The organism is Mycobacterium colombiense (assembly GCF_003284975.1).
GTDB lineage: Bacteria > Actinomycetota > Actinomycetes > Mycobacteriales > Mycobacteriaceae > Mycobacterium > Mycobacterium europaeum_A.
In genome coordinates this window covers 1-21668 of the sequence record NZ_QMEU01000076.1, presented here as the reverse complement: position 1 = coordinate 21668, position 21668 = coordinate 1, and the positions used below count along the sequence as shown (strand labels likewise).

General features: G+C 68.2%; 19 protein-coding genes. 11 read left to right on the top strand and 8 right to left on the bottom strand.

Annotated features, from left to right (window positions below; all coding sequences use genetic code 11):
• The 3 genes from DQP58_RS19685 to DQP58_RS19675 all read left to right on the top strand — a co-directional run.
• The coding region (locus DQP58_RS19685) for an ATP-grasp domain-containing protein (protein ID WP_112709913.1) at positions 1-979 on the top strand (979 nt) is incomplete at its 5' end.
• 172 nt (positions 980-1151) lie between these two features.
• Positions 1152-1592 (top strand): rhodanese-like domain-containing protein, encoded by a 441-nt coding sequence (locus DQP58_RS19680; protein ID WP_112709912.1) that lies wholly within the window; start codon positions 1152-1154, stop codon positions 1590-1592.
• A 17-nt stretch (positions 1593-1609) separates the two neighbouring features.
• Complete coding sequence (locus DQP58_RS19675) at positions 1610-2836, top strand: O-succinylhomoserine sulfhydrylase (RefSeq protein ID WP_112709911.1); 1227 nt, start codon at positions 1610-1612, stop codon at positions 2834-2836.
• Here DQP58_RS19675 and DQP58_RS19670 read toward each other — a convergent pair.
• The 4 genes from DQP58_RS19670 to DQP58_RS19655 form a co-directional block, all read right to left on the bottom strand.
• The gene (locus tag DQP58_RS19670; RefSeq protein ID WP_112709910.1) at positions 2833-4212 is read right to left on the bottom strand and encodes an NAD(P)/FAD-dependent oxidoreductase; all 1380 of its coding nucleotides are present in this window, start codon (positions 4210-4212) and stop codon (positions 2833-2835) included. The two genes, DQP58_RS19675 and DQP58_RS19670, sit on opposite strands and share 4 nt — an antisense overlap.
• 961 nt (positions 4213-5173) lie before the next feature.
• The gene (locus DQP58_RS19665; protein ID WP_112709909.1) at positions 5174-5779 is read right to left on the bottom strand and encodes a hypothetical protein; all 606 of its coding nucleotides are present in this window, start codon (positions 5777-5779) and stop codon (positions 5174-5176) included.
• 59 nt (positions 5780-5838) lie between these two features.
• Positions 5839-6987 (bottom strand): acyl-CoA dehydrogenase family protein, encoded by a 1149-nt coding sequence (locus DQP58_RS19660; RefSeq protein WP_112709908.1) that lies wholly within the window; start codon positions 6985-6987, stop codon positions 5839-5841.
• A gap of 12 nt (positions 6988-6999) precedes the next feature.
• Positions 7000-8184, bottom strand: coding sequence for an acyl-CoA dehydrogenase family protein (locus DQP58_RS19655; protein WP_112709907.1), 1185 nt, complete (start codon positions 8182-8184; stop codon positions 7000-7002).
• Between the two features lie 46 nt (positions 8185-8230).
• On the opposite strand from DQP58_RS19655, the gene DQP58_RS19650 reads away from it, so the two are divergent.
• The 3 genes from DQP58_RS19650 to DQP58_RS19640 are packed head-to-tail and all read left to right on the top strand — an operon-like array spanning position 8231 to position 10001.
• Positions 8231-8602, top strand: coding sequence for a DUF3054 domain-containing protein (locus DQP58_RS19650; RefSeq protein ID WP_112709906.1), 372 nt, complete (start codon positions 8231-8233; stop codon positions 8600-8602).
• A 7-nt stretch (positions 8603-8609) separates the two neighbouring features.
• A complete protein-coding gene (locus tag DQP58_RS19645) occupies positions 8610-9491 on the top strand; it encodes an SAM-dependent methyltransferase (RefSeq protein ID WP_112709905.1) in 882 nt (293 codons plus the stop codon).
• 6 nt (positions 9492-9497) lie between these two features.
• The gene (locus DQP58_RS19640) at positions 9498-10001 is read left to right on the top strand and encodes a GNAT family N-acetyltransferase (protein WP_112709904.1); all 504 of its coding nucleotides are present in this window, start codon (positions 9498-9500) and stop codon (positions 9999-10001) included.
• Between the two features lie 169 nt (positions 10002-10170).
• Here DQP58_RS19640 and DQP58_RS19635 read toward each other — a convergent pair whose 3' ends face one another.
• Entirely contained in the window at positions 10171-10908 is a 738-nt protein-coding gene (locus tag DQP58_RS19635; RefSeq protein ID WP_205869481.1) for an MBL fold metallo-hydrolase, read from the bottom strand.
• 67 nt (positions 10909-10975) lie between these two features.
• On the opposite strand from DQP58_RS19635, the gene fgd reads away from it, so the two are divergent.
• The 4 genes from fgd (at position 10976) to DQP58_RS19615 (ending at position 16180) form a co-directional block, all read left to right on the top strand.
• Positions 10976-11986 (top strand): glucose-6-phosphate dehydrogenase (coenzyme-F420), encoded by a 1011-nt coding sequence (gene fgd, locus DQP58_RS19630; RefSeq protein WP_007768513.1) that lies wholly within the window; start codon positions 10976-10978, stop codon positions 11984-11986.
• A gap of 26 nt (positions 11987-12012) precedes the next feature.
• Entirely contained in the window at positions 12013-14079 is a 2067-nt protein-coding gene (gene pta, locus DQP58_RS19625; RefSeq protein WP_112709902.1) for a phosphate acetyltransferase, read from the top strand.
• The gene (locus DQP58_RS19620; RefSeq protein ID WP_112709901.1) at positions 14076-15239 is read left to right on the top strand and encodes an acetate kinase; all 1164 of its coding nucleotides are present in this window, start codon (positions 14076-14078) and stop codon (positions 15237-15239) included. Before pta ends, DQP58_RS19620 begins: the two co-directional genes overlap by 4 nt.
• A gap of 77 nt (positions 15240-15316) precedes the next feature.
• Positions 15317-16180 carry an endonuclease domain-containing protein gene (locus DQP58_RS19615; RefSeq protein ID WP_112709914.1) on the top strand — a complete coding sequence of 288 codons (864 nt, stop codon included), beginning with the start codon at positions 15317-15319 and terminating at the stop codon, positions 16178-16180.
• Between the two features lie 139 nt (positions 16181-16319).
• Here the strand turns inward: DQP58_RS19615 and DQP58_RS19610 are convergent, their stop codons facing one another.
• The 3 genes from DQP58_RS19610 to glnX are packed head-to-tail and all read right to left on the bottom strand — an operon-like array spanning position 16320 to position 20907.
• Complete coding sequence (locus tag DQP58_RS19610) at positions 16320-18611, bottom strand: serine/threonine-protein kinase PknG (RefSeq protein WP_112709900.1); 2292 nt, start codon at positions 18609-18611, stop codon at positions 16320-16322.
• A complete protein-coding gene (locus DQP58_RS19605) occupies positions 18611-19588 on the bottom strand; it encodes a glutamate ABC transporter substrate-binding protein (RefSeq protein WP_112709899.1) in 978 nt (325 codons plus the stop codon). Before DQP58_RS19605 ends, DQP58_RS19610 begins: the two co-directional genes overlap by 1 nt.
• Complete coding sequence (gene glnX, locus DQP58_RS19600; RefSeq protein WP_112709898.1) at positions 19588-20907, bottom strand: protein kinase G-activating protein GlnX; 1320 nt, start codon at positions 20905-20907, stop codon at positions 19588-19590. The genes DQP58_RS19605 and glnX overlap by 1 nt, the downstream gene beginning before the upstream one ends.
• A gap of 140 nt (positions 20908-21047) precedes the next feature.
• Here glnX and DQP58_RS19595 point away from each other — a divergent pair.
• The coding region (locus DQP58_RS19595) for an NUDIX hydrolase (RefSeq protein WP_133259402.1) at positions 21048-21668 on the top strand (621 nt) is incomplete at its 3' end.

Below are 21668 nucleotides of genomic sequence, written 5' to 3'. Positions count from 1 at the left end.
CGCGGCGCTGCAACGGCTGCAACCCGACTTCGTGGTGACCGCGACCGACACCGTCGCCGCCGAGGCCCTCGACCGGCTCGCCACCGGATCCGGTGCCGAGCACACCGTGCTGGTGCCCAGCGCTCGCGCCGTGCGGCTCAGCGCGGACCGCGAGGGCCTGCGCCGGTTGGCCGCCGACGAGCTGGGGCTGCCCACCGCGCCGTTCTGGTTCGTCGGGTCGTTGGGCGAACTCGAGGCGGTGGGCGCGCACGCGGGATATCCGCTGTTGGTTAAGCCGGTGGCCGGGCCCGGTGGGTCGGGCCAGTCGGTGGCGGCGGGCAGCGAGGACCTCGGCCCGGCCTGGCAGCGGGCGGCGGGCGGTCATGCGGGCCCCGGCCAGCCCCGGGTGCTGGCCGAAACCGTGGTCGAGGTGGAGTTCTACGTGACGCTGCTGGCGGTGCGCAGCGAAGGCCCGGCGGGCCCGTCGATCGAATTCTGTTCGCCCATCGGTCATCGCGGCTCCGGCGGGCAGGTGCTGGAATCCTGGCAGCCGCAGAAGTTGAGCGCTGCGGCGACGGACGCCGCGAGGTCGATCGCCGCGCGGATCGTCAAGGCGCTGGGCGGCCGCGGCGTCTTCGCGGTCGAACTGATGATCAACGGCGACGAGGTGTACTTCGTCGACGTCACCGCATACCCGACCGACAGCGCCTGGGTGACGCTGCGCAGCCAGCGCCTGTCCGCGTTCGAACTGCAGGCCCGCACCGTCTTGGGCCTGCCGGTGGACACCATGATGGTGTCGCCGGCCGCCACTCGCGCGATCGAGCCGGTCGACTCCCATGACCCCGCCGCGCTCAGGGGCGCGCTGAATGTGCCCGAAAGCGACCTGCGTGTCCTCGGACGCGGCTACCGGGCCCTGGCCACCGCGCCCGAGGTGACGGCCGCGCGGGAGCGCGCCGGCCAGGTCGCCCGCCGGCTGGCCGCGCCGCAGTCACCCGCCTGAGCCGGGCCGGTACTTCCCGCGAATCCACCGCCGCCAAGCGGCTACCGCGAAGGCCTCGATACCATCTCAGGTCAGGTAATCGCTGTGGGTCCGGGGGAATCCGGCCGGGGCTTGGGCGCCCGGGCGCGGATAGTGTGGCTGACAACGCGTACGAAGAACGAGGGATACGAGCATGAGCACAGAGCGCGCACACTCCTACGCGGGCGACATCACGCCCCTAGAGGCATGGAAGCTGCTCAGCGACAACCCCAACGCCGTGCTGGTCGACGTGCGCACCGACGCCGAATGGCGATTCGTCGGTGTGCCCGATCTGTCCAGCCTCGGCCGCGAGGTGTTGTTCCTGGAGTGGAATTCGTCCGACGGACGGCGCAACGAGAATTTCGCCGAGCAACTGCGCGAGCAGGTTGCGCCGTCGCAGGCCGACGCGGAGCGCCCGGTGCTCTTCCTGTGTCGCTCGGGAAACCGCTCCATCGGCGCCGCCGAGGTGGCCACCGAGCTGGGCATCACACCGGCCTACAACATCCTCGACGGTTTCGAGGGCCAACTCGACGCCAACGGTCACCGGGGCGAAACCGGTTGGCGGGCCATCGGATTGCCCTGGAAGCAAGGTTGAACAGGGCTGAAACGGCGATGACCCCGGCCGACGACGACTCCATTCGCACGCCCGCGGCGCTACCCGACGGAGTCAGCCAGGCGACCATCGGCGTGCGCGGCGGCCTGTTGCGTTCGGGCTTCGACGAGACCGCCGAGGCGATGTATCTGACGTCGGGCTATGTCTACGAGTCGGCGGCGGTGGCGGAGCAGTCGTTCACCGGGGAGGTGGATCACTTCGTCTACTCGCGCTACGGCAACCCGACCGTGACGATGTTCGAGGAGCGGCTGCGCCTGTTGGAAGGGGCGCCCGCGGCCTTCGCCACCGCGAGCGGCATGGCGGCGGTGTTCACCTCGCTGGGGGCGTTGCTCGGGGCGGGGGACCGGTTGGTGGCATCGCGCAGCCTGTTCGGTTCCTGTTTCGTGGTGTGCAACGAGATCCTGCCGCGGTGGGGGGTCGAAACCGTCTTCGTCGACGGTGACGACCTGGCGCAGTGGGAGCAGGCATTGTCGGTGCCCACCACGGCGGTGTTCTTCGAGACGCCCTCGAATCCGATGCAGTCACTGGTGGATATCACCGCGGTGTGCGAGCTTGCTCATGCCGCGGGCGCAAAGGTGGTGTTGGACAACGTTTTTGCCACACCGCTTCTGCAGCAGGGCATTCCGCTCGGCGTCGACGTGGTGGTGTATTCCGGCACCAAGCACATCGACGGTCAGGGTCGGGTGCTCGGCGGGGCCATCCTGGGCGACAAGGAGTACATCGACGGCCCGGTGCAGAAGCTGATGCGGCACACCGGCCCGGCGATGAGCGCGTTCAACGCCTGGGTGTTGGTGAAAGGGCTTGAGACGCTGGCGGTCCGGGTGGAGCACAGCAATTCGTCCGCGTTGCGGATCGCCGAATTCCTGGAGAGCCATCCGGCCGTGAGTTGGGTGCGCTACCCGTATCTGTCCTCGCACCCGCAATACGACTTGGCGAAGCGCCAGATGTCCGGCGGGGGAACGGTGATCACCTTCGCGCTGGACTGCCCGGACAGCGTGGCCAAACAGCGGGCGTTCGAGGTGCTGGACAAGCTGGCGCTGATCGACATCTCGAACAACCTCGGTGACGCCAAATCCCTTGTGACGCATCCGGCGACGACCACGCACCGGGCGATGGGCCCGGAGGGCCGCGCGGCGATCGGACTCGGCGACGGCGTGGTGCGCATCTCCGTCGGGCTGGAGGGCACCGACGATTTGATCGCCGACATCGATCGGGCGTTGAGTTAGCCGGCCTGTTTTTCGGCGGAGTCGACGTGCTCGGCGGCCGCCAGCGTCCCGTCCTGCGCTTGCCGCTCCAGCCAATCCACCACTGGGCGGGCGTAAATCATCTGGCTGGTGATGGCCATCTGGCCGCGGGTGCGGCCGAGGAACGAGATGCCCCAGGCGAACATGGCGGCGAGGCGGTTGCGGTGGCCGATCAGGTAGTACAGGTGCAGCACCAGCCACGCCAGCCAGGCGACGAATCCGGCGAACTCCACCTTGCCGACCTGCGCGACGGCGCTGTAGCGCGAGATCAGCGCCATGCTGCCCTTGTTGACGTACTTGAACGGCTTGCGTTCGGCCGGGTCGTCGTCGCCCTTGACCGCGCGCTTGATGACGGCCGCCGCGTATTTGGCACCCTGGATCGCGCCCTGCGCCATACCGGGGACGCCCGGGACCGACATCAGGTCGCCGACGACAAAGACATACGGGTGGCCTTTGACGGTGAGGTCGGGTTCGACGATCACCCTTCCGGCGCGGTCGGTTTCGGTTCCGCTGGACTGCTCGGCGAGCATCGCGCCCAGTGAGCTGGCCTGCACCCCCGCCGCCCACACCTTGCATGCGCATTCGATGCGGCGCTCGCCGCCGTCCTCCTCCTTGACCGTGATGCCCATGTAGTCGACCGCTGTCACCATCGCGTTCAGCTGCACCTCGACATCCATCTTCTCCAGCCGGCGTTGCGCCTTGAGGCCGAGTTTCGGCCCCATCGGCGGCAGCACCGCGGGCGCCGCGTCTAACAGGATGACGCGGCATTCGCTGGGGGTGATGGTCCGGAAGGCCCCGGCCAGGGTGCGCTCGGCCAGCTGCACGATCTCGCCCGCCAGTTCCACCCCGGTGGGCCCGGCCCCGACCACCACGAAGGTCAGGCGGCGTTTGCGCTCGGCCGGATCCGTGGCGACCTCGGCCGCCTCGAAGGCGCCCAGGATGCGGCCGCGCAACTCCAGGGCGTCGTCGATGCTCTTCATCCCGGGCGCGAAGGCGGCGTACTCGTCGTGGCCGAAGTAGGACTGCTGTGCGCCGGCGGCCACGATCAGGCTGTCGTAGGGCGTCACGGTTTCCATGCCCATCAGGTGGGATTTGACGGTCTTCGCGGTGAGGTCGATGGCCGAGACTTCGCCCCACAGCACCCGGACGTTGCGCTGGCGGCGCAGGATCAGCCTGGTGGTCGGCGCGATGTCGCCCTCCGACAGGATGCCGGTGGCCACCTGATACAGCAGCGGCTGAAAAAGATGCGTGGTGGTCTTCGAGACCACGGTGATGTCGACGTCGGCGCGCTTGAGCGCCTTGGCCGCGGACAGTCCGCCGAAGCCGCTTCCGATGATGACGACACGATGGCGCGACATGCCTGTCCCTTCTGCGTGGGCCTGGGTGTCGATCTTCCCAGGGCATGTCCACCGTACGACGCCACCCCGCAGAAAGGCGAGCATCCAAAGCAACGGGAGCGCCGCGCGCGACAACCACACCTGACCGTCGGGCGCCGTAGGGCCAAAAACGGTGCAATACAACGGTTCTGGAGAACGCCCGGGTGTCGACGCGCGGCAAGGCCCCGCGCACCTACCCGAAATGAATTGTGTGGTGAGGGATCCCGGCCGGAGTCGCACCGAGTCAGCGACCCGTGTCGCGGCCCCGGCCGGTCACCCGTTGGTCTTCGCTATGCGAAGTGTTATGCGAACGAAAAGCCACAAATCGCTTTGTGGCTTTTCGGTTACTGAGCTGCTATCCGGTGCAGGTCAAACCGGGTCCGCAGTCGATAACTAGCGGAACCGTACAAGCCGAGGTCATCGGTGCTGCGAAAGCGAGGACCAAGGCGAGGACGATTTTGCCGGTACGACGTGACATAAGAACCCCCTTCGTCTGGGAGACGATTGTCTGATGCCCGACGCGGGCGAGTTTACGCGGTCAACCGCTCGGAGCTAAGGGATTTCGCGAATATTGCGGCACGATTCGTCAGACGGATGATTCGGCGTCACGGGTGGTATGCGGCCGCCTTGCCGGCAATGGAATTTCGGCAAAATCCGGCGTCGGTGAGAAATGAAAATATCCTGCGCCGCCATCCCGGCGAGGTTATATTGGGGCGCTATTCAACCGCTGTTCGGGGCCGGTGTGCGCACACCGGATATGAATTCAAAAGCGCGCCCAAACCGACGGCGTCCGGTCGCGGCGAAACCGTCGAGCCGACAATTGGTTTCACCGCCTGGCCCGGCACCCGCGTCGGCCTAGAACGGCCACGCGTTGGCGTCGGTCTTGTACTTGGCGTTGAGGTCGCTGCAGAAGTGGGCGGCGGGTTCGGCGAGCGCCCCGAGATCACGGCCAGGGCGACGCGGTGCCGCTGTAGTTCGCGTTGAGCTTGGCACAGAAGTCGGACGTGGTGCCCGCGAGCATGACGGAGTAGTCGCCACCCTTGTTGTTGAACTGCTGCGGGGGATAGGACCAGCCGCTGTTGCACATCGAGGTGGTGCTGCCCGCCGAAGGCCTGCGCCAGTTGGTCATCGCACAGGCCTTCATCGCAGCGGTGTCGGGGTAGGCGCTTTTGGGAATGACCAGCATCGCACCGCCCCACAACCCGTCATTGCGCCGGTAAGCGCGCGCCCCGAATCCGGCATTGTTCTGCTGGCAGCTCAACGCTCGCTGCAACGCCATGAATGGCGAGGCGAGGTCGCGATTCGCGATACTCGCTGCGGCACCGATGAATTGGGTCGCATCCGAGCCGTCGGCCTCTTGGACTGCCGGATCGTTCAGGCTCTTGAGTTGCTGCGACATCTGTGATGCGTTTCCCCCTCCGCCGATGATCGGGCCGGCGCCGGTGGACGTCATGGGCGGCAGGGTGCCGGTGGGGTCGGCGACGGCGCTGGCCGGTGCTGCCCAAGCGCCCACGGCCAGCGCGCACGCCGCGATGGCTGAGATCCGCATACCTGAAACTCCTTCTCGTTATCTGCCCAGCGGCATCGGTGGTGCATCGTTCAGGGCCATCAGATGCCCAGGTCCTTGGCGATGATCGTCTTCATGATCTCGTTGGTGCCGCCGTAGATGGTCTGAATGCGGGCATCGACGAAGGCGCGCGCCACGCTGTATTCGCGCATGTAGCCGTAGCCGCCGTGCAGCTGCAGGCAGCGGTCGGCGGTGCGCACCTGTAGATCGGTGGTCCACCACTTCAGCCGGGCGGCGCGGGCGGCGGTCAGCTCGCCCTCCAGGTGCTCGGCCAAGCAGTCGTCGAGATAGGTACGGGCGATGTCGATTTCGGTCGCCAGCTCGGCGAGCACGAATTGGCTGTTCTGGAATCCGGCGATCGGTGAGCCGAACGCCGTGCGGTCACGCACGTAGTCGAGAGTTTCGGCCAGGATGCCTTCGGCCGCGGCCACCGCGCCCACCCCGAGCGCGAGCCGCTCCTGGGGCAGGTTCTTCATCAGCTGGTAGAAGCCCTTGCCCTCGTCCTCAAGCAGATTGGCTTTCGGCACCCGCATGTCGGTGAAAGTGAGCTCGCTGGTGTCCTGGGCGTGCAGGCCGATCTTCTCCAGGTTGCGCCCGCGGGAGAAGCCGGGCGTGGCGGGGTCGACGACCAGCAGCGACAGCCCGTGATGGCGGTCCGGCGAGGTGCGCACCGCGATGACGAAGAGGTCGCCGATCTGTCCGTTGGAGATGAACGTCTTGGCGCCGTTGACGACGTAGTCGTCACCGTCTGGCACCGCCGTCGTGCGGATTCCGGCCAGATCGCTGCCGGCGCCGGGTTCGGTCATCGCGATGGCAAGCACCGTCTCGCCGGTGACCACGCCGGGCAGCCAGCGCTGTTGCTGTTCCGGGGTGGTCAGGTCGGTGAGATAGGGCAGCACCACGTCGTTTTGCAGGGTGAAGGCGATGGCCTCGGCGGCCGCACCCGCGCGCTGCAGCTCGTCGATCACGATCGCGTTGTAGCGGAAGTCGCACACGCCGGGGCCGCCGAGCCGCTCGGGCACCGAAAAGCCCAGCAGGCCAAGTTTTCCGGCTTCGATGAACAGAGAGCGATCCCATTGGCCGTCCCGTTCCCAATCCTCGTGATTGGGCACGACCGTATGTTGCACGAAATCGCGCACCAGATCCCGGAACTGGTAATGCTCGGACGTGTACTGCAAGCGTGCGGCCATTGTGCTCCTCTGTCAGCGGAAGGCGTCGCTGCCGGTGAACGCCTGCCCGAGGACGAGCTGATGCATCTCCGGCGTGCCCTCGTACGTCAGCACCGATTCCAGGTTGACCATGTGCCGGATGACCGGGTATTCCAGTGATATCCCGTTGCCGCCCAGTATGGTTCGCGCGGTCCGGCAGATCTTGATCGCCTCACGGGTGTTATTGAGCTTGCCGAAGCTGACCTGCTCGGGACGCAGCCCGACGCTGTCCTTGAGCCGGCCCAGGTGCAGCGACAGCAGTTGACCCTTGTGCAGCTCGACGGCCATGTCGGCGAGCTTGGCCTGGGTCAGCTGGAAGCCGGCGATGGGACGACCGAACTGAGTGCGTTGTGTCGAGTAGTCCAGCGCGGCCTGCCAGGCCGATCGGGCCGCCCCCATGGAGCCCCAGACGATTCCGTAGCGGGCCTCGGACAAACAGGACAGCGGCCCGCGCAGTCCCTTGGCCTCGGGCAGCATCGCGGCGGCGGGCACCCGCACGTCGTCGAGCACCAGCTCGCTGGTGATCGAGGCCCGCAGCGACAGCTTGTGGTGAATCGTGTTGGCGGAGAACCCTGGCGTCTTGGTGGGCACGATGAAGCCGCGAATCCCGTCGTCGGTGGCGGCCCACACCACCGCGACGTCGGCTACCGAGCCGTTGGTGATCCACAGCTTGCGGCCGTTGAGCACCCAGTCCGAACCGTCTTGACGCGCCCGGGTTTTCATCGCGGCGGGATCGGAGCCGACGTCGGGTTCGGTCAGTCCGAAGCAGCCGAGCAGCTCACCGGTGGCCATGCCGGGCAGCCATTCCTGCTTCTGCTCCTCGGACCCGAAATTCCAGATCGCGAACATGGCCAGCGAACCCTGCACCGAGACCATCGAGCGTAGGCCGGAGTCGGCGGCCTCCAGCTCCACGCACGCCAGCCCGTAGTGCACGGCCGAAGCGCCGCCGCAGCCGTACCCTTCCAGGTGCATGCCCAGCAGCCCGAGCTGACCGAACCCCTTGGCCAGTTCGCGGACCGGCAGGTCGCCGATTTCGAACCACTCCGCGATGTGCGGCAGGACGTGCTCGGCGCAGAACTCCCGGACGGTGTCGCGCACCGCGAGCTCGTCGCTGGATAGCGAGGCGTCGAGGCCGAGCGGGTCGTCGCGGTCGAAGGCGGGTGGCGTCTTGGTGCTCATCTCATCAGCCTGCCATCGTCAAGGAGCGTCCCGGTAGTCTCGCTGCATGCTTAGGCTCCAGCGGCCGGCCTGGCTCGCGGTGGATGTCATCGGCGTGCTGGTGTTCTGCGCCGTGGGGCGCCGCAGCCACGACGAGGGTCTCAACATCACCGGCATCGCCGTGACGGCGTGGCCGTTTCTCACCGGCACGGTCGTCGGATGGCTCGTCTCCCGCGCGTGGCGGCGGCCCACCGCGGTGGCGCCGACCGGGGTCGTCGTGTGGTTGTCCACGGTGGCCGTCGGCATGCTGTTGCGCAAGGCGACCTCCGCGGGCGTGGCGGCGAGTTTCGTGGTGGTGGCGACGACGGTGACCGCGCTGTTGTTGGTGGGCTGGCGAGTGGCCGCCGGGCTGGCGCTGCGGCGCCGCTCCGGCGTCTGAGGCGACCATGGCGCAGACGGTTGACGTGGCGGTGACCGCAACCTTCGGCGCGGCCGCGCGGGCGGTGGCCACGCACCAGGGCCTGCTGAACGATCCCTTCGCCGAGCCGCTGTTGCGCGCCGTCGGGATCGATTACCTCACCCGCGCGATCAAGGACCACCTGTTCGCGGCCGACGAGGGAGACGACCCGGCCATGACGGCGCTGATGGACGCGCTGGCCGCGCACACGCGTTTCGTGGACGAGTTCCTGGCCGACGCCGCCCGGGCGGGCATTCGGCAGGTGGTCATCCTGGCGTCGGGCCTCGACACCCGGCCGTACCGGCTGTGGTGGCCCAGGGGCACCACGGTCTACGAGATCGATCGGCCCCACGTGCTCGACTTCAAAGCCGAGGTGCTGCGCGGGCTGGACGCCGAACTGGCCACCCACCGCTGTGCGGTCGGCATCGAGCTGCGCCAGGATTGGCCGGCGGCGCTGCGCCGGGTCGGGTTCGACGCCGCCCAGCCCACGGTCTGGGTCGCCGAGCAGCTGCTGGTCGGCTACCTGCCGCCCGACGAGCAGAACCATGTGCTCGACGCCGTCACCGCCTCGAGCGCCGCCGGTAGTCGGTTCACCGCCGATCACATGCCCACCTGGAATCCGTTGCAGCTCGGGGCCGAGCGCGCATTCGTCGACGGCTGGCGACAGCGCGGTCTGGATGTCGACCTGGCCAGCCTGACCTATCCGGGCGAATACCATTACGTGCCAGAGTATTTGGCGTGCAATGGCTGGGAGACGGCCGGGCGCGGTCTCACCGAACTGCTGGGTGCGCTGGGCCTGGGCAGGCGGCGACGCACCGGAGCCGGCGACTCGGAGTTCATCCCGGAATACGTCACCGCGACACGCGTTTGAGCCTTGGTGATGCCGGAATCGATTACGCCCCACGGCCGACTGCGGTTCGTGTCGGCCACTCACGACGACCCGCTGGCGCAACCGCTGCTGGCCGAACTGGCCGTCGAGTATGCCCAACGGTACGGCGGGACGCCGAGCACCCACCTGACCTGGCTGCCCGTGCCGGCGGCCGAGTTGGCGCCACCGGATGGCGGACTGCTGATCGGCGTGGTGGACGGCGAGCCGGTGACCGGCGGTGCGTTTCGCCGGTACGACGCCGAGACCGCCGAGCTCAAGCGGATTTGGACCGACGCCACGCACCGGCGCCGCGGTTACGCCAGGGCGCTGCTGGCGGCGCTGGAGGCCGAAACCCTGGCGCGTGGGTATCGGCGGCTCTACCTGATCACCGGGAACCGGCAGCCCGAGGCCGAGGCGCTCTATGACGCGACGGGGTACACCCGGATAACACCGGATCCGCTGCCGTCGTGGGGCCCGTTCATTCCGATCGCGTTCGAGAAGTGGCTCAGTTGAGGTCGGCGCCTGCAGCCGTCCTCGCCTTCGCCGGTCGAGTGTGAATCGTCGGCTTTCAGTGTGAATCCTTGGCGGCGACACGCCGACAACACCCGCCGTAGCTTCACGCTGAAGACCAAGGATTCACGCTCAACGCCGTGAATTCACAGCCGGTTTCGCCACCTCTCCACTACTGAGCCAGCGAGATGGCGCGCGCGGTCGCTTCCCGGATCGGGCCGCGCCACACGTCGCCGTGCCCGGGCAACAGCACCTCGGTGTCCAGCAGGGCCAGCGCGTCCAGGCTGCGCAGCGAGTTCTGCTGGCTGTGGCTGAACACCGCGGGCAGCAGCTGCGGCCCACCCCGGCGCAGCAGTGGGTGCCCGGTGATCAGCGCGTCGCCGCTGACCAGCACCCCGTCTACCACGTATGAGCAGTGCCCGCTGGTGTGGCCGGGGGTGAACACCGGCCGCGGGTGCCCCGGCAGCCCGGCGGCCACCTCGGCGGTCAGCGGCCGGGCCGACGGGATGCCGTCGCGGATCAGGCCGCCGCTGCGCAACACGTGCAGGCCCCACGCCGCCCAGCGCGGCCGCCAAATGCGCAGGGCCACATCGAAAACCGATGCCTGTTCCAGGTATTCGCGTTTGGCGTGGCCCACTTCCTCGGCGTGGCAGTACACGGCGGTGCCGTATTCGTTGGCGAGCCAGATCGCCGAACCCAGGTGGTCGATGTGGGCATGCGTGAGCAGGACGGCCCGCACGTCACCGGGGCCGTAGCTCAGCTCCCGCAGCGACGACAGCACGTCCTCGCGATCGCCGGGATATCCGGCGTCGATCAGCAGCACGCCGGTGCCATCGACGACCAGCGTCCAGTTAACGGCCTCGCCCCGAGCGAGGTACACCGTGTCGGTCACTTGGACGAGGGTTGGCACCGATCCCATGGCCGCGAGTGTAGAAGCCAGCCAGTCGCGACCATCGGCACAGGAGTAGAAAAGACTCGTGGCTGAACTGAAACTCGGATACAAAGCGTCCGCTGAACAATTTGCACCCCGCGAGCTCGTCGAACTCGCTGTCGCCGCCGAGGGGCACGGCATGGACAGCGCAACCGTCAGTGACCACTTCCAGCCGTGGCGGCACGAGGGCGGACACGCCCCCTTCTCGCTGGCCTGGATGACCGCCGTCGGTGAGCGCACCAAGAGGCTGGTGCTGGGCACCTCGGTGCTCACCCCGACCTTCCGCTACAACCCCGCCGTCATCGCGCAGGCGTTCGCCACGATGGGGTGCTTGTACCCGGATCGCATTTTCCTGGGCGTCGGCACCGGTGAGTCGCTCAACGAGATCGCCACCGGATACGAGGGCGAGTGGCCGGAGTTCAAGGAACGCTATGCCCGGCTGCGCGAATCGGTGCGGCTGATGCGCGAGCTGTGGCTGGGCGACCGGGTGGACTTCGAGGGCGAGTACTACCACACCAAGGGCGCCTCCATCTATGACGTGCCCGAGGGCGGTATCCCGATCTACATCGCCGCGGGCGGTCCGCAGGTGGCCAAGTACGCGGGCCGCGCCGGCGACGGCTTCATCTGCACCTCCGGCAAGGGCGAGGAGCTGTATAAGGACAAGCTGATGCCCGCCATGAAGGAGGGCGCGGAGGCGGCAGGCAAGAATCCCGACGACATCGACCGGATGATCGAGATCAAGATCTCCTACGACACCGACCCGGACAAGGCGCTGGAGAACACCCGGTTCTGGGCGCCGCTGTCGCTGACGGCCGAGCAGAAGACCAGCATTCACGACCCGCTGGAGATGGAGAAGGCCGCCGACGAGCTGCCCATCGAGCAGGTGGCCAAGCGCTGGATCGTGGCGTCGGATCCCGACGAGGCGGTCGAAAAGGTCGGCCAGTACGTGAAATGGGGCCTCAACCACCTGGTGTTCCACGCGCCCGGGCATGACCAGCGCCGGTTCCTGGAGCTCTTCGAGAAGGACCTGGCGCCGCGGTTGCGGCGGCTGGCCTAAGCGGTCTACGGCGCCGTTTCCGTCCAGTGACAGCGATTTATATCGCGGCCCCCGAGCCGGAGACCGGCAAGTCGACGATCGCGCTGGGGCTGCTGCACCGGTTGACCGCCACGGTCGCCAAAGTCGGTGTGTTCCGCCCGATTACGCGCTCCGACGGCGGCGAGGACCGCGACTACATCCTGGAACTGCTGCTGTCGCGGACCACCGCGGGTCTGACGTATGAGCAATGCGTCGGCGTCACCTATGCGCAGTTGCACGCCGACGGTGACGCGGCCATCGCCGCCATCGTCGACGCCTACCACGCGGTGGCCGAGGCGTGCGACGTGGTGGTGATCGTCGGCAGCGACTACACCGACGTGACGCGGCCCGCGGAGCTTTCGACCAACGCGCGCATCGCGGTCAATCTCGGTGCGCCGCTGTTGCTGACGGTCAGCGGCAAGGGGCGCACGGCCGCCGAGGTCGCCAGCGTCGTCGAGGTCTGCCTGGCCGAGCTGGACGCCCAGCACGCCCACACCGCCGCCGTGGTGGCTAACCGCTGCGAGCCGGCCGAGCTGACCGAGGTCGCGCAGGCCCTGCGCAAATTCGCCCAGCGCAGCTACGTGCTGCCCGACGCGCCGCTGCTGTCCGCGCCGACGGTGGCCGAGCTGGAAAAGGCGGTCGGTGGGGCGCCGGTCAGCGGCGAAGAGTCACTGCGCGACCGCGAGGTCACCGGCGTGCTGGTCGCCGGGATGACCGCCGACCACGTCCTGGAACGGCTGCGCGACGGCATGGCGGTCATCACCCCCGGCGACCGCTCGGACGTTGTACTCGCTGTGGCCAGTGCCCATGCGGCCGAAGGCTTTCCGTCGCTATCGTGCATCGTGCTCAACGGCGGTTTTCAGCTTCATCCGTCCATCGCCGACCTGGTCGCCGGGCTTCGGCTGCGCCTGCCCATCGTCGCCACCGCGCTGGGCACCTACGACACCGCCAGCGCGGCGGCCTCGGCCCGGGGCCGGGTCACCGCGGCCTCGCAGCGCAAGATCGACACCGCGCTGGAGCTGATGGACAGCCACGTCGACGTCCCCGATCTGCTTGCCCAGCTTGCTATTCCGATTCCCACCGTGGTCACGCCGCAGATGTTCATTCACCAGCTGACGCTGCAGGCACGCGCGGACCGCAAGCACATAGTGCTACCTGAAGGCGACGACGACCGCATCCTGCAGTCGGCGGGCCGGGTGCTGCAGCGCCGCGTCGCCGACCTGACCATCCTGGGTGACGAAGCCCAAATCCGGCAGCGTGCAGGAGAACTCGGGGTGGAGCTGGGCGACGCGACCGTGATCGATCCGCGCAGCAGCCCGCTGCGCGACGAGTTCGCCGACCAGTACGCGCAGTTGCGCAAGGCGAAGGGTGTGACCGTCGAGCAGGCGCGCGAGGCCATGCGCGACACCACGTATTTCGGCACCATGTTGGTGCAGAACTCTCATGTCGACGGCATGGTGTCCGGCGCCGCGCACACCACGGCGCACACCGTTCGGCCGGCATTCGAGATCATCAAGACGGTCCCGGACGTCTCGACGGTGTCCAGCATCTTCCTGATGTGCCTGCCGGATCGGGTGTTGGCCTATGGTGACTGCGCGATCATCCCGAACCCGACGCCGGAGCAGCTGGCCGACATCGCCATCTCCTCGGCGCGCACCGCCGCGCAGTTCGGCATCGAACCGCGGGTGGCGATGCTGTCCTACTCGACCGGCGACTCCGGCACCGGTGCGGACGTCGACAAGGTCAGGACGGCAACGGAATTGGTGCGCAAACGCGACCCCGACCTGCTGGTGGAGGGGCCCATCCAATACGACGCCGCGATCGAACCGTCGGTCGCGGCCACCAAATTGCGGGACTCGCCGGTGGCCGGTCGGGCCACGGTCCTGATCTTCCCCGACCTCAACACCGGCAACAACACCTACAAAGCGGTGCAGCGCAGCGCCGGCGCGCTCGCCATCGGGCCGGTGCTGCAGGGCCTGCGCAAGCCGGTGAACGACCTGTCGCGGGGCGCGCTGGTCGAAGATATCGTCAACACCGTGGCCATCACCGCGATCCAGGCGCAGGGGCGGCCGTGACGGAAACGAGTGGCTCCCGCCTGGTACTGGTGATCAACTCCGGCTCGTCGTCGTTGAAATACCAAGTGGTCGAACCGGATTCGGGCGCCGCCCGGGCGACGGGCCTGGTGGAGCGGATCGGAGAGGAATCGTCGTCGGTCCCCGATCATGACGCCGCCCTGCGCCGCGCGTTCGACGCGTTGGCCGACGACGGCATCGACCTGAAGGCGAGCGGCATAGTCGCAGTGGGGCACCGAGTGGTGCACGGCGGCAACACTTTTTATCAGCCCACGCTGCTGGACGACGCGGTGATAGGCCGGCTGCACGAGCTGTCGGAGTTGGCCCCGCTGCACAATCCGCCCGCGCTCACGGGGATCGAGGTCGCGCGCAAACTGCTGCCCGACATCGCCCACATCGCGGTGTTCGACACCGGATTCTTCCACGACCTGCCGCCGGCGGCGGCCACCTACGCGATCGACCGCGACCTCGCGCAGCGGTATCAGATCCGCCGATACGGGTTCCACGGCACGTCGCACCGCTACGTCAGCGAGCAGGCCGCCGCCTTCCTGGAGCGGCCCGTCGGTGACCTGAAACAGATTGTGCTGCATCTGGGTAACGGTTGCTCCGCCTCGGCGATCGCCGGTTCCCGGCCGCTGGACACCTCGATGGGGCTCACCCCGTTGGAGGGGCTGGTGATGGGCACCCGCAGCGGAGATATCGATCCCAGCGTCGTCGGCTACCTGTCGCGCACGGCCGACATGGGCGTCGACGACATCGAGTCCATGCTCAACCAGCGGTCGGGCGTGCTGGGCCTTTCCGGGGAGCGCGACTTTCGCCGGCTGCGGACCATGATCGAATCCGGCGACCAGGCAGCGCAATTGGCCTTTCATGTGTTCACCCACCGGTTGCGCAAGTACGTCGGCGCCTACCTGGCGGTGCTGGGGCACACCGACGTCATCAGCTTCACCGCCGGGATCGGTGAGAACGACGCCGCGGTGCGCCGCGACGCGATGGCCGGCATGGAAGAACTGGGCATCGTGCTCGACGAGCGCCGTAATCTCGGCGGCGGCAAGGGGGCGCGCCAGATCTCGGCCGACGATTCACCGATCACGGTGCTGGTGATCCCGACCAACGAAGAACTGGCCATCGCCCGCGACTGCGTGAGCGTGCTAGGCGGATAACTAGCCGATACCCGTGCGCTCGGGGCCTGTGCACAGACGCACCCGCGGACCGCGCTCGACGTGCGATGGTTCTCGGCATGAGGCAAGCTCCGTTTATCGGCAGCGAGGAGCTGGCGTCGGGAAGGCTGAGCCGCCACCAGCTGCGGGTGGCCTACCGCGCGGTGTTTCCGAATGTCTATGTGCCCGCGCACGTGGAGCCGTCGCTGTGGGTGCGCATCCGCGCGGCCTGGCTGTGGTCGGGCCGCAGGGCGGTCATCGCGGGGGCGGCCGCGGCGGCGCTGCACGGCGCCGAATGGATTCCCGACGGCGTGCCGGTTGAGCTGATCCATACCAACACCCGTCCCCCGAACGGGGTTTTGACGCATCGGGAAACGCTGTATGCCGGTGAGACTCAGCGCCAGGACGGTCTGCCCGTCACCACCCCGGAGCGAACCGCCTTCGACATCGGGCGGCGGGGCTCGGTGCGGTCCGCCGTTGTGCGGCTCGACGCGCTCGCGCGCGCAACGGGTTTCAAGGTCGACGACGTGCTGCGGGTCGCGACGGCGCACCCCCGCTCGCCCGGGCTGCGGGCGTTAGAGGCCGCGCTCGAGCTTGTCGACGCGGGCGCACAGTCGCCCCGGGAAAGCTACCTGCGGCTGCTGCTCATCGACGCGGGACTGCCCCGGCCGCAGACCCAGATCCCGGTGCTGGGTGCCGACGCCCTGCCGATCGCCTACCTGGACCTGGGCTGGCCGGACGCCATGGTCGGCGTCGAATACGACGGCGACCAACACCGCACCGATCGACGCCAGTACGTCAAGGACATTCGCCGGATCGAAACGCTGGAGCGGCTGGGCTGGATCGTCGTCCGGGTCGTCGCGGAGGACCGGCCCGCCGCGATCATCCGCCGGGTGCGTGGCGCGTTGACGAAATCGACTGTGAAATACCGACATTCAGTGTGAATCCATGGTGTGATTTGTCGGCGTGTCGCCGCCCAGGGTTAACACTCGAGGCCCACGATTCACACTCGACGGGAAGCGGGTCGAAAGCCGCGCGCAAAGCCGAGCGCAAACTGGCCCGAGCCGCGCCCAACGCGAACCCCTAGAACGTGCTGGTGGGGCGCACCCGGTTCGCCATGTCCACCAGCGCGTAGCGGTGCCGCTGGGTGGGGGCGACGCGGGCCAGGTTGCGCAGCGCCGCCTCGACGCCGAGCCGCAGCCCGTGCTCGGTGAACGGGAAGCCCAGGATGTGGTTGGTGCTGGCCTTGTTGTCCTCCAGCCAGTCCATCGCGCAACCGAGCACCAAGGCGCGGATCTGCAGCACGCGGGGCTCGGTGGGCGGCAGCGCCTCCACCCGCCGGGCCGCGTCGCGGATGTCCTCCTCGGTGATCTCGCTCTTGGTGCGGCCGGACAGCAGGGTCACCGCGCTGGTCAGCCGGGCGGTGGTGAAGTGCCGGGAGGTGGCGGGCACCTCGTCCAGCGTCCGCACCGCGGCGGCCCGATCCCCTTCGGCGGACAGCGTTCTGGCCAACCCGAACGCCGCCGAGATCACCCCGTCGTTGGTCTTCCACACCGTCTCGTAGAACCTGTGGTCGTCGACGTCGCCGGCCAGCTCGGCGGTGGCGGCCAGCGCCAGCTTGGGCGCCAGCTCGCCGGGGAAGGTGTCCAGCACCTCGGTGAAATGTGTTGTGGCCGAATCGTAGTCGCCGGTGAGCAGCTCGGCGACGGCCTTGTACCACACCAGTCGCCATTGCCAGCCGACCCGCTCGGCCAGGTCGTCGAGCTTGCGGGTGGCCTTGGCCACGTCGCCGAGGTCCAGCAGCGCGCGGACCTCCATCAGCGGCAGCTCCACCGACTCGGACACCTCGACGCCGTCGGCGTCCAGCGTGCCGTGCCGGGCCGCGCGCAACGAATCGAGCGTCTGCACCGGCTGGGACAACACGGTCGCCTGCAGGACCGGGGCGGCGACGTCCGTCGGATCGACCAGCGGAACCTGCAGTGCCGTAACGATTTCGCGGGCGGTCAACTTCTCCGAGTGGACCTGGCCGTCCAGGTACACGTCGGTGTGTGCGACCAGCAGGTCCACCCCGAACGTCGAGCGGCTGGGGGAAAAGATCGTCGACAGGCCGGGCCGTGGGATCCCGGTGTCGCGGGCGACCACCTCGCGCAGCACGCCCATCAACTGGGCTGACATCTCCTCGGTGCTACAGAAGCGGCGCCGCGGGTCGGGGTCGGTGGCACGGCGCAACAACCGGCGGAAGGAGTCGTAGGTGGTCAACACCGGGTCGTCCTCGGGCAGGCCGTCGACGTAGCGGCCGTTGCGCGTCTGCAGATTCAGCGTCAGCGCGGCCAGCGTGCGGCCCACCGTGTAGATGTCGGTGGCCACCGTCGGCCCGGTCCGCACGATCTCGGGCGCCTGGAAACCCGGTGTGCCGTAGAGGTATCCGAACGAATTGATCCGCGACACCGCGCCCAGGTCGATCAGCTTGAGCTGCTCCTCGGTGCGCATGATGTTCTCCGGCTTCAGGTCGTTGTAGACCAGGCCGATGGAGTGCAGATAGCTCAGCGCGGGCAGGATCTCCAGCAGGTAGGCGACGGCCTCGGCGACGGGCAGCTTCTCACCCTTGCCGTGCTTGAGCGGCTGCCCACCGACGTACTCCATGACGATGAGGCCGACCGGATTGTTGTGCTGATCCTTGTGCTCGACGAAGTTGAAGATCTGCACGATCTGCGGGTGGACCACCTCGGCGAGGAACTGTCGTTCGGCCATGGCGATCGCCTGGGCCTCCGCGTCGCCGGAGTGCACCAGGCCCTTGAGCACCACCGGCCGGTCGTTGACGTTGTGGTCGACCGCCAGATAGACCCAACCCAGACCGCCGTGGGCGATGCAGCCCTTGACCTCGTACTGGCCCGCGACGATGTCGCCGGGATTGAGTTGCGGCAGAAAGGAATACGGGCTGCCGCAGGACGGGCACCAGCCCTCCGACGTGCCCTTGGCTTTCTTGCTGGACCGGCCCACCGGCTTTCCGCAGTTCCAGCAGAAGCGCTTGGATTCCGGCACCACCGGATTGGTCATCAAGGCTTCGAGCGGGTCGATGTCGCGTCCGCGCGGGATCTCGACCAGGCCGCCGCCGAGCTGGCGGACCGCGGGCAGCGATCGCGTCGCGACCGTCAAGCGGTCCTGCGGATCGGTGTCCAGTGCACCCAGCGAGATGTGCGGAAAGTCATCGTCATCGTCGTCGTCGAAATCGGGACGGAACAGCGCCTGGGTGGCCTGCAGCCGCCCGGTCGCCGCGCCGGTCGCGACGTCGGCCGGCTGGGTGCCCGGGGCCGCGTCCGCCACGTCTTCCGCGCCGGATTCCGGCTGCTCGGTTTGCTTGTCCGGCTCGGCCATCAGTCCAGATACCTCGGCGTGGGCGGCGCCGGCGCGGGACCCAGCACCGTCAACCACTTGCGGTACAACGTGTTCCACGTACCGTCCCGGCGGATCCGTTCCAGGGTTCCGTTGACGAACCGCACCAGTCCGGTGTTGTTCAGGTTGACCCCGATGCCATAGGGCTGGGTGGCCATGTTGGGCCCCACGATGTGCAGATACGGATCCTCTTCGACCAGCCCGGCCAGGATCGAGTCATCCGTGCTGACCGCGTCGATCTCGCGCTGCTGCATCGCCACCAGGCAGTCGGCCCAGTTGACCACCGACACCACGATCGGCGGCGGATCGATCTGCTGGATGCGGTGCAGCGACGTCGTGCCCTTGGCGACGCAGACGCGCTTGCCTGACAGGTCGGAGACCTTGACGATCGACGAGTCGCGCGGGGCCAGGATGCGCTGGTTAGCGTCGAGGTAGACGGTCGAGAAGTTCACCAGCTTGCGCCGGTCGCAGGTGATGGTCATGGTCTTGACCACGACGTCGACCTCGGAGTTCTGCAGCGCGGTGACCCGCTCGTCCGACGACAGGATCCGGTACTCGACGTGCGAGGGCGCCCCGAAGATGTCGCGCGCGATCTCGCCGGCGATGTCGACGTCGAAACCGGTGATCTCGCCGGTGATCGGGTCGCGGAAGCTGAACAGGTTGCTGCCGATGTCGAGCCCGACGATCAGCCGGCCGCGGGCGCGGATGTCGGCGACCGCGGCGTCGGCCTCCGCCTTGGTGGGGAAGGGCCGCAGGCTGGCGGTCAGGTCACAGTTCTGGTGCGGGCCGTCGGGCGGCAGCGGGGGCTGGGGCGGCAGCTGCTCCATGCCGACCGGTGTCGGCGGCGGCAACGTCGGCACGCTGGCCACCCGCAACGATTCCGTGTGTCCGCAACCCGCCAGCACCACCACCGCGGCGGCCACGGCGCACGACCGGCGAAGCATCCGCAGCCGGACCATTATCGATACTCTTTCAGCCTCGGCCACAGGCCCAGCGCCACCGCGATGGCGGCGCCGAGGCTGAGCACCACGCCCCCCACCTGGGCGCCGGACAGTCCGCTGCGCGCGTTGATGACGTCGTTGCGCAGCGTGATGCGGCCCTGATCCATGGCCTTGACCAGCTCGTCTTCCAGCTTGTCGAACGCCGGAGTGGAGTCTTCCTCGCTGCTGCCCAGCGCCACCTGTGTGGCGGCCCGGTAGTTACCCACCGAGATGTAGGAGGTGATCCGGTCGTTGGCCTGCCGCCAGCGCAGCAGCAGCTGGTCGGCGCCTTCGAGGTCCGGCTTGTCCACGGCGTCACTGCGGGACATGTATTGGTCGAGCTGGCGGTGCATGGAATCGATGCGCTGGTAGAACGACTGCTTGCGTTTCTCCTCGTCGCCGCGGCGGATCAGCGACAGGGTTTCGTCGGCGCGCGCCTGCTGGGCGGTGATCGCGACGTTGGTGACGGTCTTGAGGGATTCCGCGGCAGTGTCCTTCGCGCTACGACTGGCCGTCGTAGAAATGGTCAGCGCAGTTCCAACCCAAACCACCATGACGAGAATAGCGAGTGCGCCCACCACCAGGCCCGGGTTGATTCGGCGCCGGGTGCGCCGCGCCAGCCAGCGGTGCGAGAACGCGCCGAAGATCACGGTGGCGCCGACCACCGTGATCACCGGGGCCGGGATCTGCGTCGACGCGGTGGTTTCGGCGTCCACCCGCTCCGACGTCGCCTGATAGAGCCGCGCCGCGTCGGGCAGGATGGTCGACTGCATCAGGCCCGATGCCTCCGACAGGTACGAGGAGCCGACGGGATTGCCCTCCCGGTTGTTGGTCCGGGCGATTTCTATCAGGCCGGTGTAGACGGCCAGCTCGGCGTTGATCCGGCCCAGCAGCTGCACCAGCGGTTCGTCGGTGAGCCCGCTCGAGGCCCGGGTCACGGCGACGGACGCGTCGGTGATGGCCTGCTCGTAGCGCTGGCGCACCGGCTGCGGTTCCGCCTCGGCGATGAACGCCGTCGCCGCCGCGGCGTCGGCCACCGAGAGGGTGGTGTAGAGCCGCCCGGCGGCGAACGACAGCGGCTCGGTGTGGTTGAGCACCGTGGTCAGCACCTGCTGCCGGTGGTTGATGGTGGTCGACGTCGCGAAGGCGCTGATGCCGCCGAGCGCGGCCAGCACGATGCCGATGGTCAAGATGCGCCCCGGCGTCGTGGAGATGAACCACCAGCGGGGATGAGCCGGTTCGGCCGGCGACCGCGACCCCTGTGGCTCGGTCGACGGGTGTGCCAGCTCAACCGTCACGTTTGATCAGCCCTCATCTCTCGGCCACTCGATTTCGCTGCACGGACCTCTATAAGCGAAGTCTAAGAGCATGTTCGGGTGGATGGGTGGAGGCAGACGCAATTGGCGACGCCCCAACCAAGTCTGCATATCCTGAATCGGTGCAGGGCGACGGTGACGGGTGGGTGATCTCCGACAGCGGCGCCCATTACTGGGGCCGGTACGGCGCGGCGGGTTTGCTGCTGCGGGCTCCGCGGTCCGACGGTACGCCCGCGGTGCTGCTGCAGCATCGCGCCGTGTGGAGTCATCAGGGTGGCACCTGGGGGCTGCCGGGCGGCGCCCGGGACAGCCACGAAACGCCCGAGGAGACCGCGGTCCGCGAAGCGAACGAGGAGGCCGGGCTGCTCGGCGAGCGGCTGACGGTGCGCGCCACGGTGGTCACGGCCGAGGTCGCCGGTATCGCGGGCACGCAGTGGAGCTACACCACCGTGATCGCCGATGCCGACGAGTTGCTGCACACCGTGCCCAACCGGGAAAGCGCCGAGATGCGCTGGGTCGCCGAAAACGAGGTGGCCGACCTGCCGCTGCATCCGGGCTTCGCGGCCAGCTGGCATCGGCTGCGCACCGCGCCGGCGGTGTTGCCGCTGGGCGACGGTGACGAGCGCCGGCGATACCTGCCGCGCACGATCGAGATCGAGACCGGCGTCTTCGTCTGGTGCATGCCCGGGCCCCCGTCGCAGGGCGACCAGGCGCCCTCGCAGCTGGCCCGCCGGATCAGCTCG

Excerpts from the sequence above, each read along its gene's own strand:
- DQP58_RS19645 (WP_112709905.1), top strand. The coding sequence starts at position 8,610 with ATGGCGCAGACGGTTGACGTGGCGGTGACCGCAACCTTCGGCGCGGCC.
- DQP58_RS19610 (WP_112709900.1), bottom strand. The coding sequence starts at position 18,611 with ATGGCCGAGCCGGACAAGCAAACCGAGCAGCCGGAATCCGGCGCGGAA.
- DQP58_RS19605 (WP_112709899.1), bottom strand. The coding sequence starts at position 19,588 with ATGGTCCGGCTGCGGATGCTTCGCCGGTCGTGCGCCGTGGCCGCCGCG.
- DQP58_RS19615 (WP_112709914.1), top strand. The coding sequence starts at position 15,317 with ATGAGGCAAGCTCCGTTTATCGGCAGCGAGGAGCTGGCGTCGGGAAGG.
- DQP58_RS19665 (WP_112709909.1), bottom strand. The coding sequence starts at position 5,779 with ATGCGGATCTCAGCCATCGCGGCGTGCGCGCTGGCCGTGGGCGCTTGG.
- DQP58_RS19655 (WP_112709907.1), bottom strand. The coding sequence starts at position 8,184 with ATGAGCACCAAGACGCCACCCGCCTTCGACCGCGACGACCCGCTCGGC.
- DQP58_RS19660 (WP_112709908.1), bottom strand. The coding sequence starts at position 6,987 with ATGGCCGCACGCTTGCAGTACACGTCCGAGCATTACCAGTTCCGGGAT.
- DQP58_RS19670 (WP_112709910.1), bottom strand. The coding sequence starts at position 4,212 with ATGTCGCGCCATCGTGTCGTCATCATCGGAAGCGGCTTCGGCGGACTG.
- DQP58_RS19680 (WP_112709912.1), top strand. The coding sequence starts at position 1,152 with ATGAGCACAGAGCGCGCACACTCCTACGCGGGCGACATCACGCCCCTA.
- DQP58_RS19675 (WP_112709911.1), top strand. The coding sequence starts at position 1,610 with ATGACCCCGGCCGACGACGACTCCATTCGCACGCCCGCGGCGCTACCC.
- DQP58_RS19650 (WP_112709906.1), top strand. The coding sequence starts at position 8,231 with ATGCTTAGGCTCCAGCGGCCGGCCTGGCTCGCGGTGGATGTCATCGGC.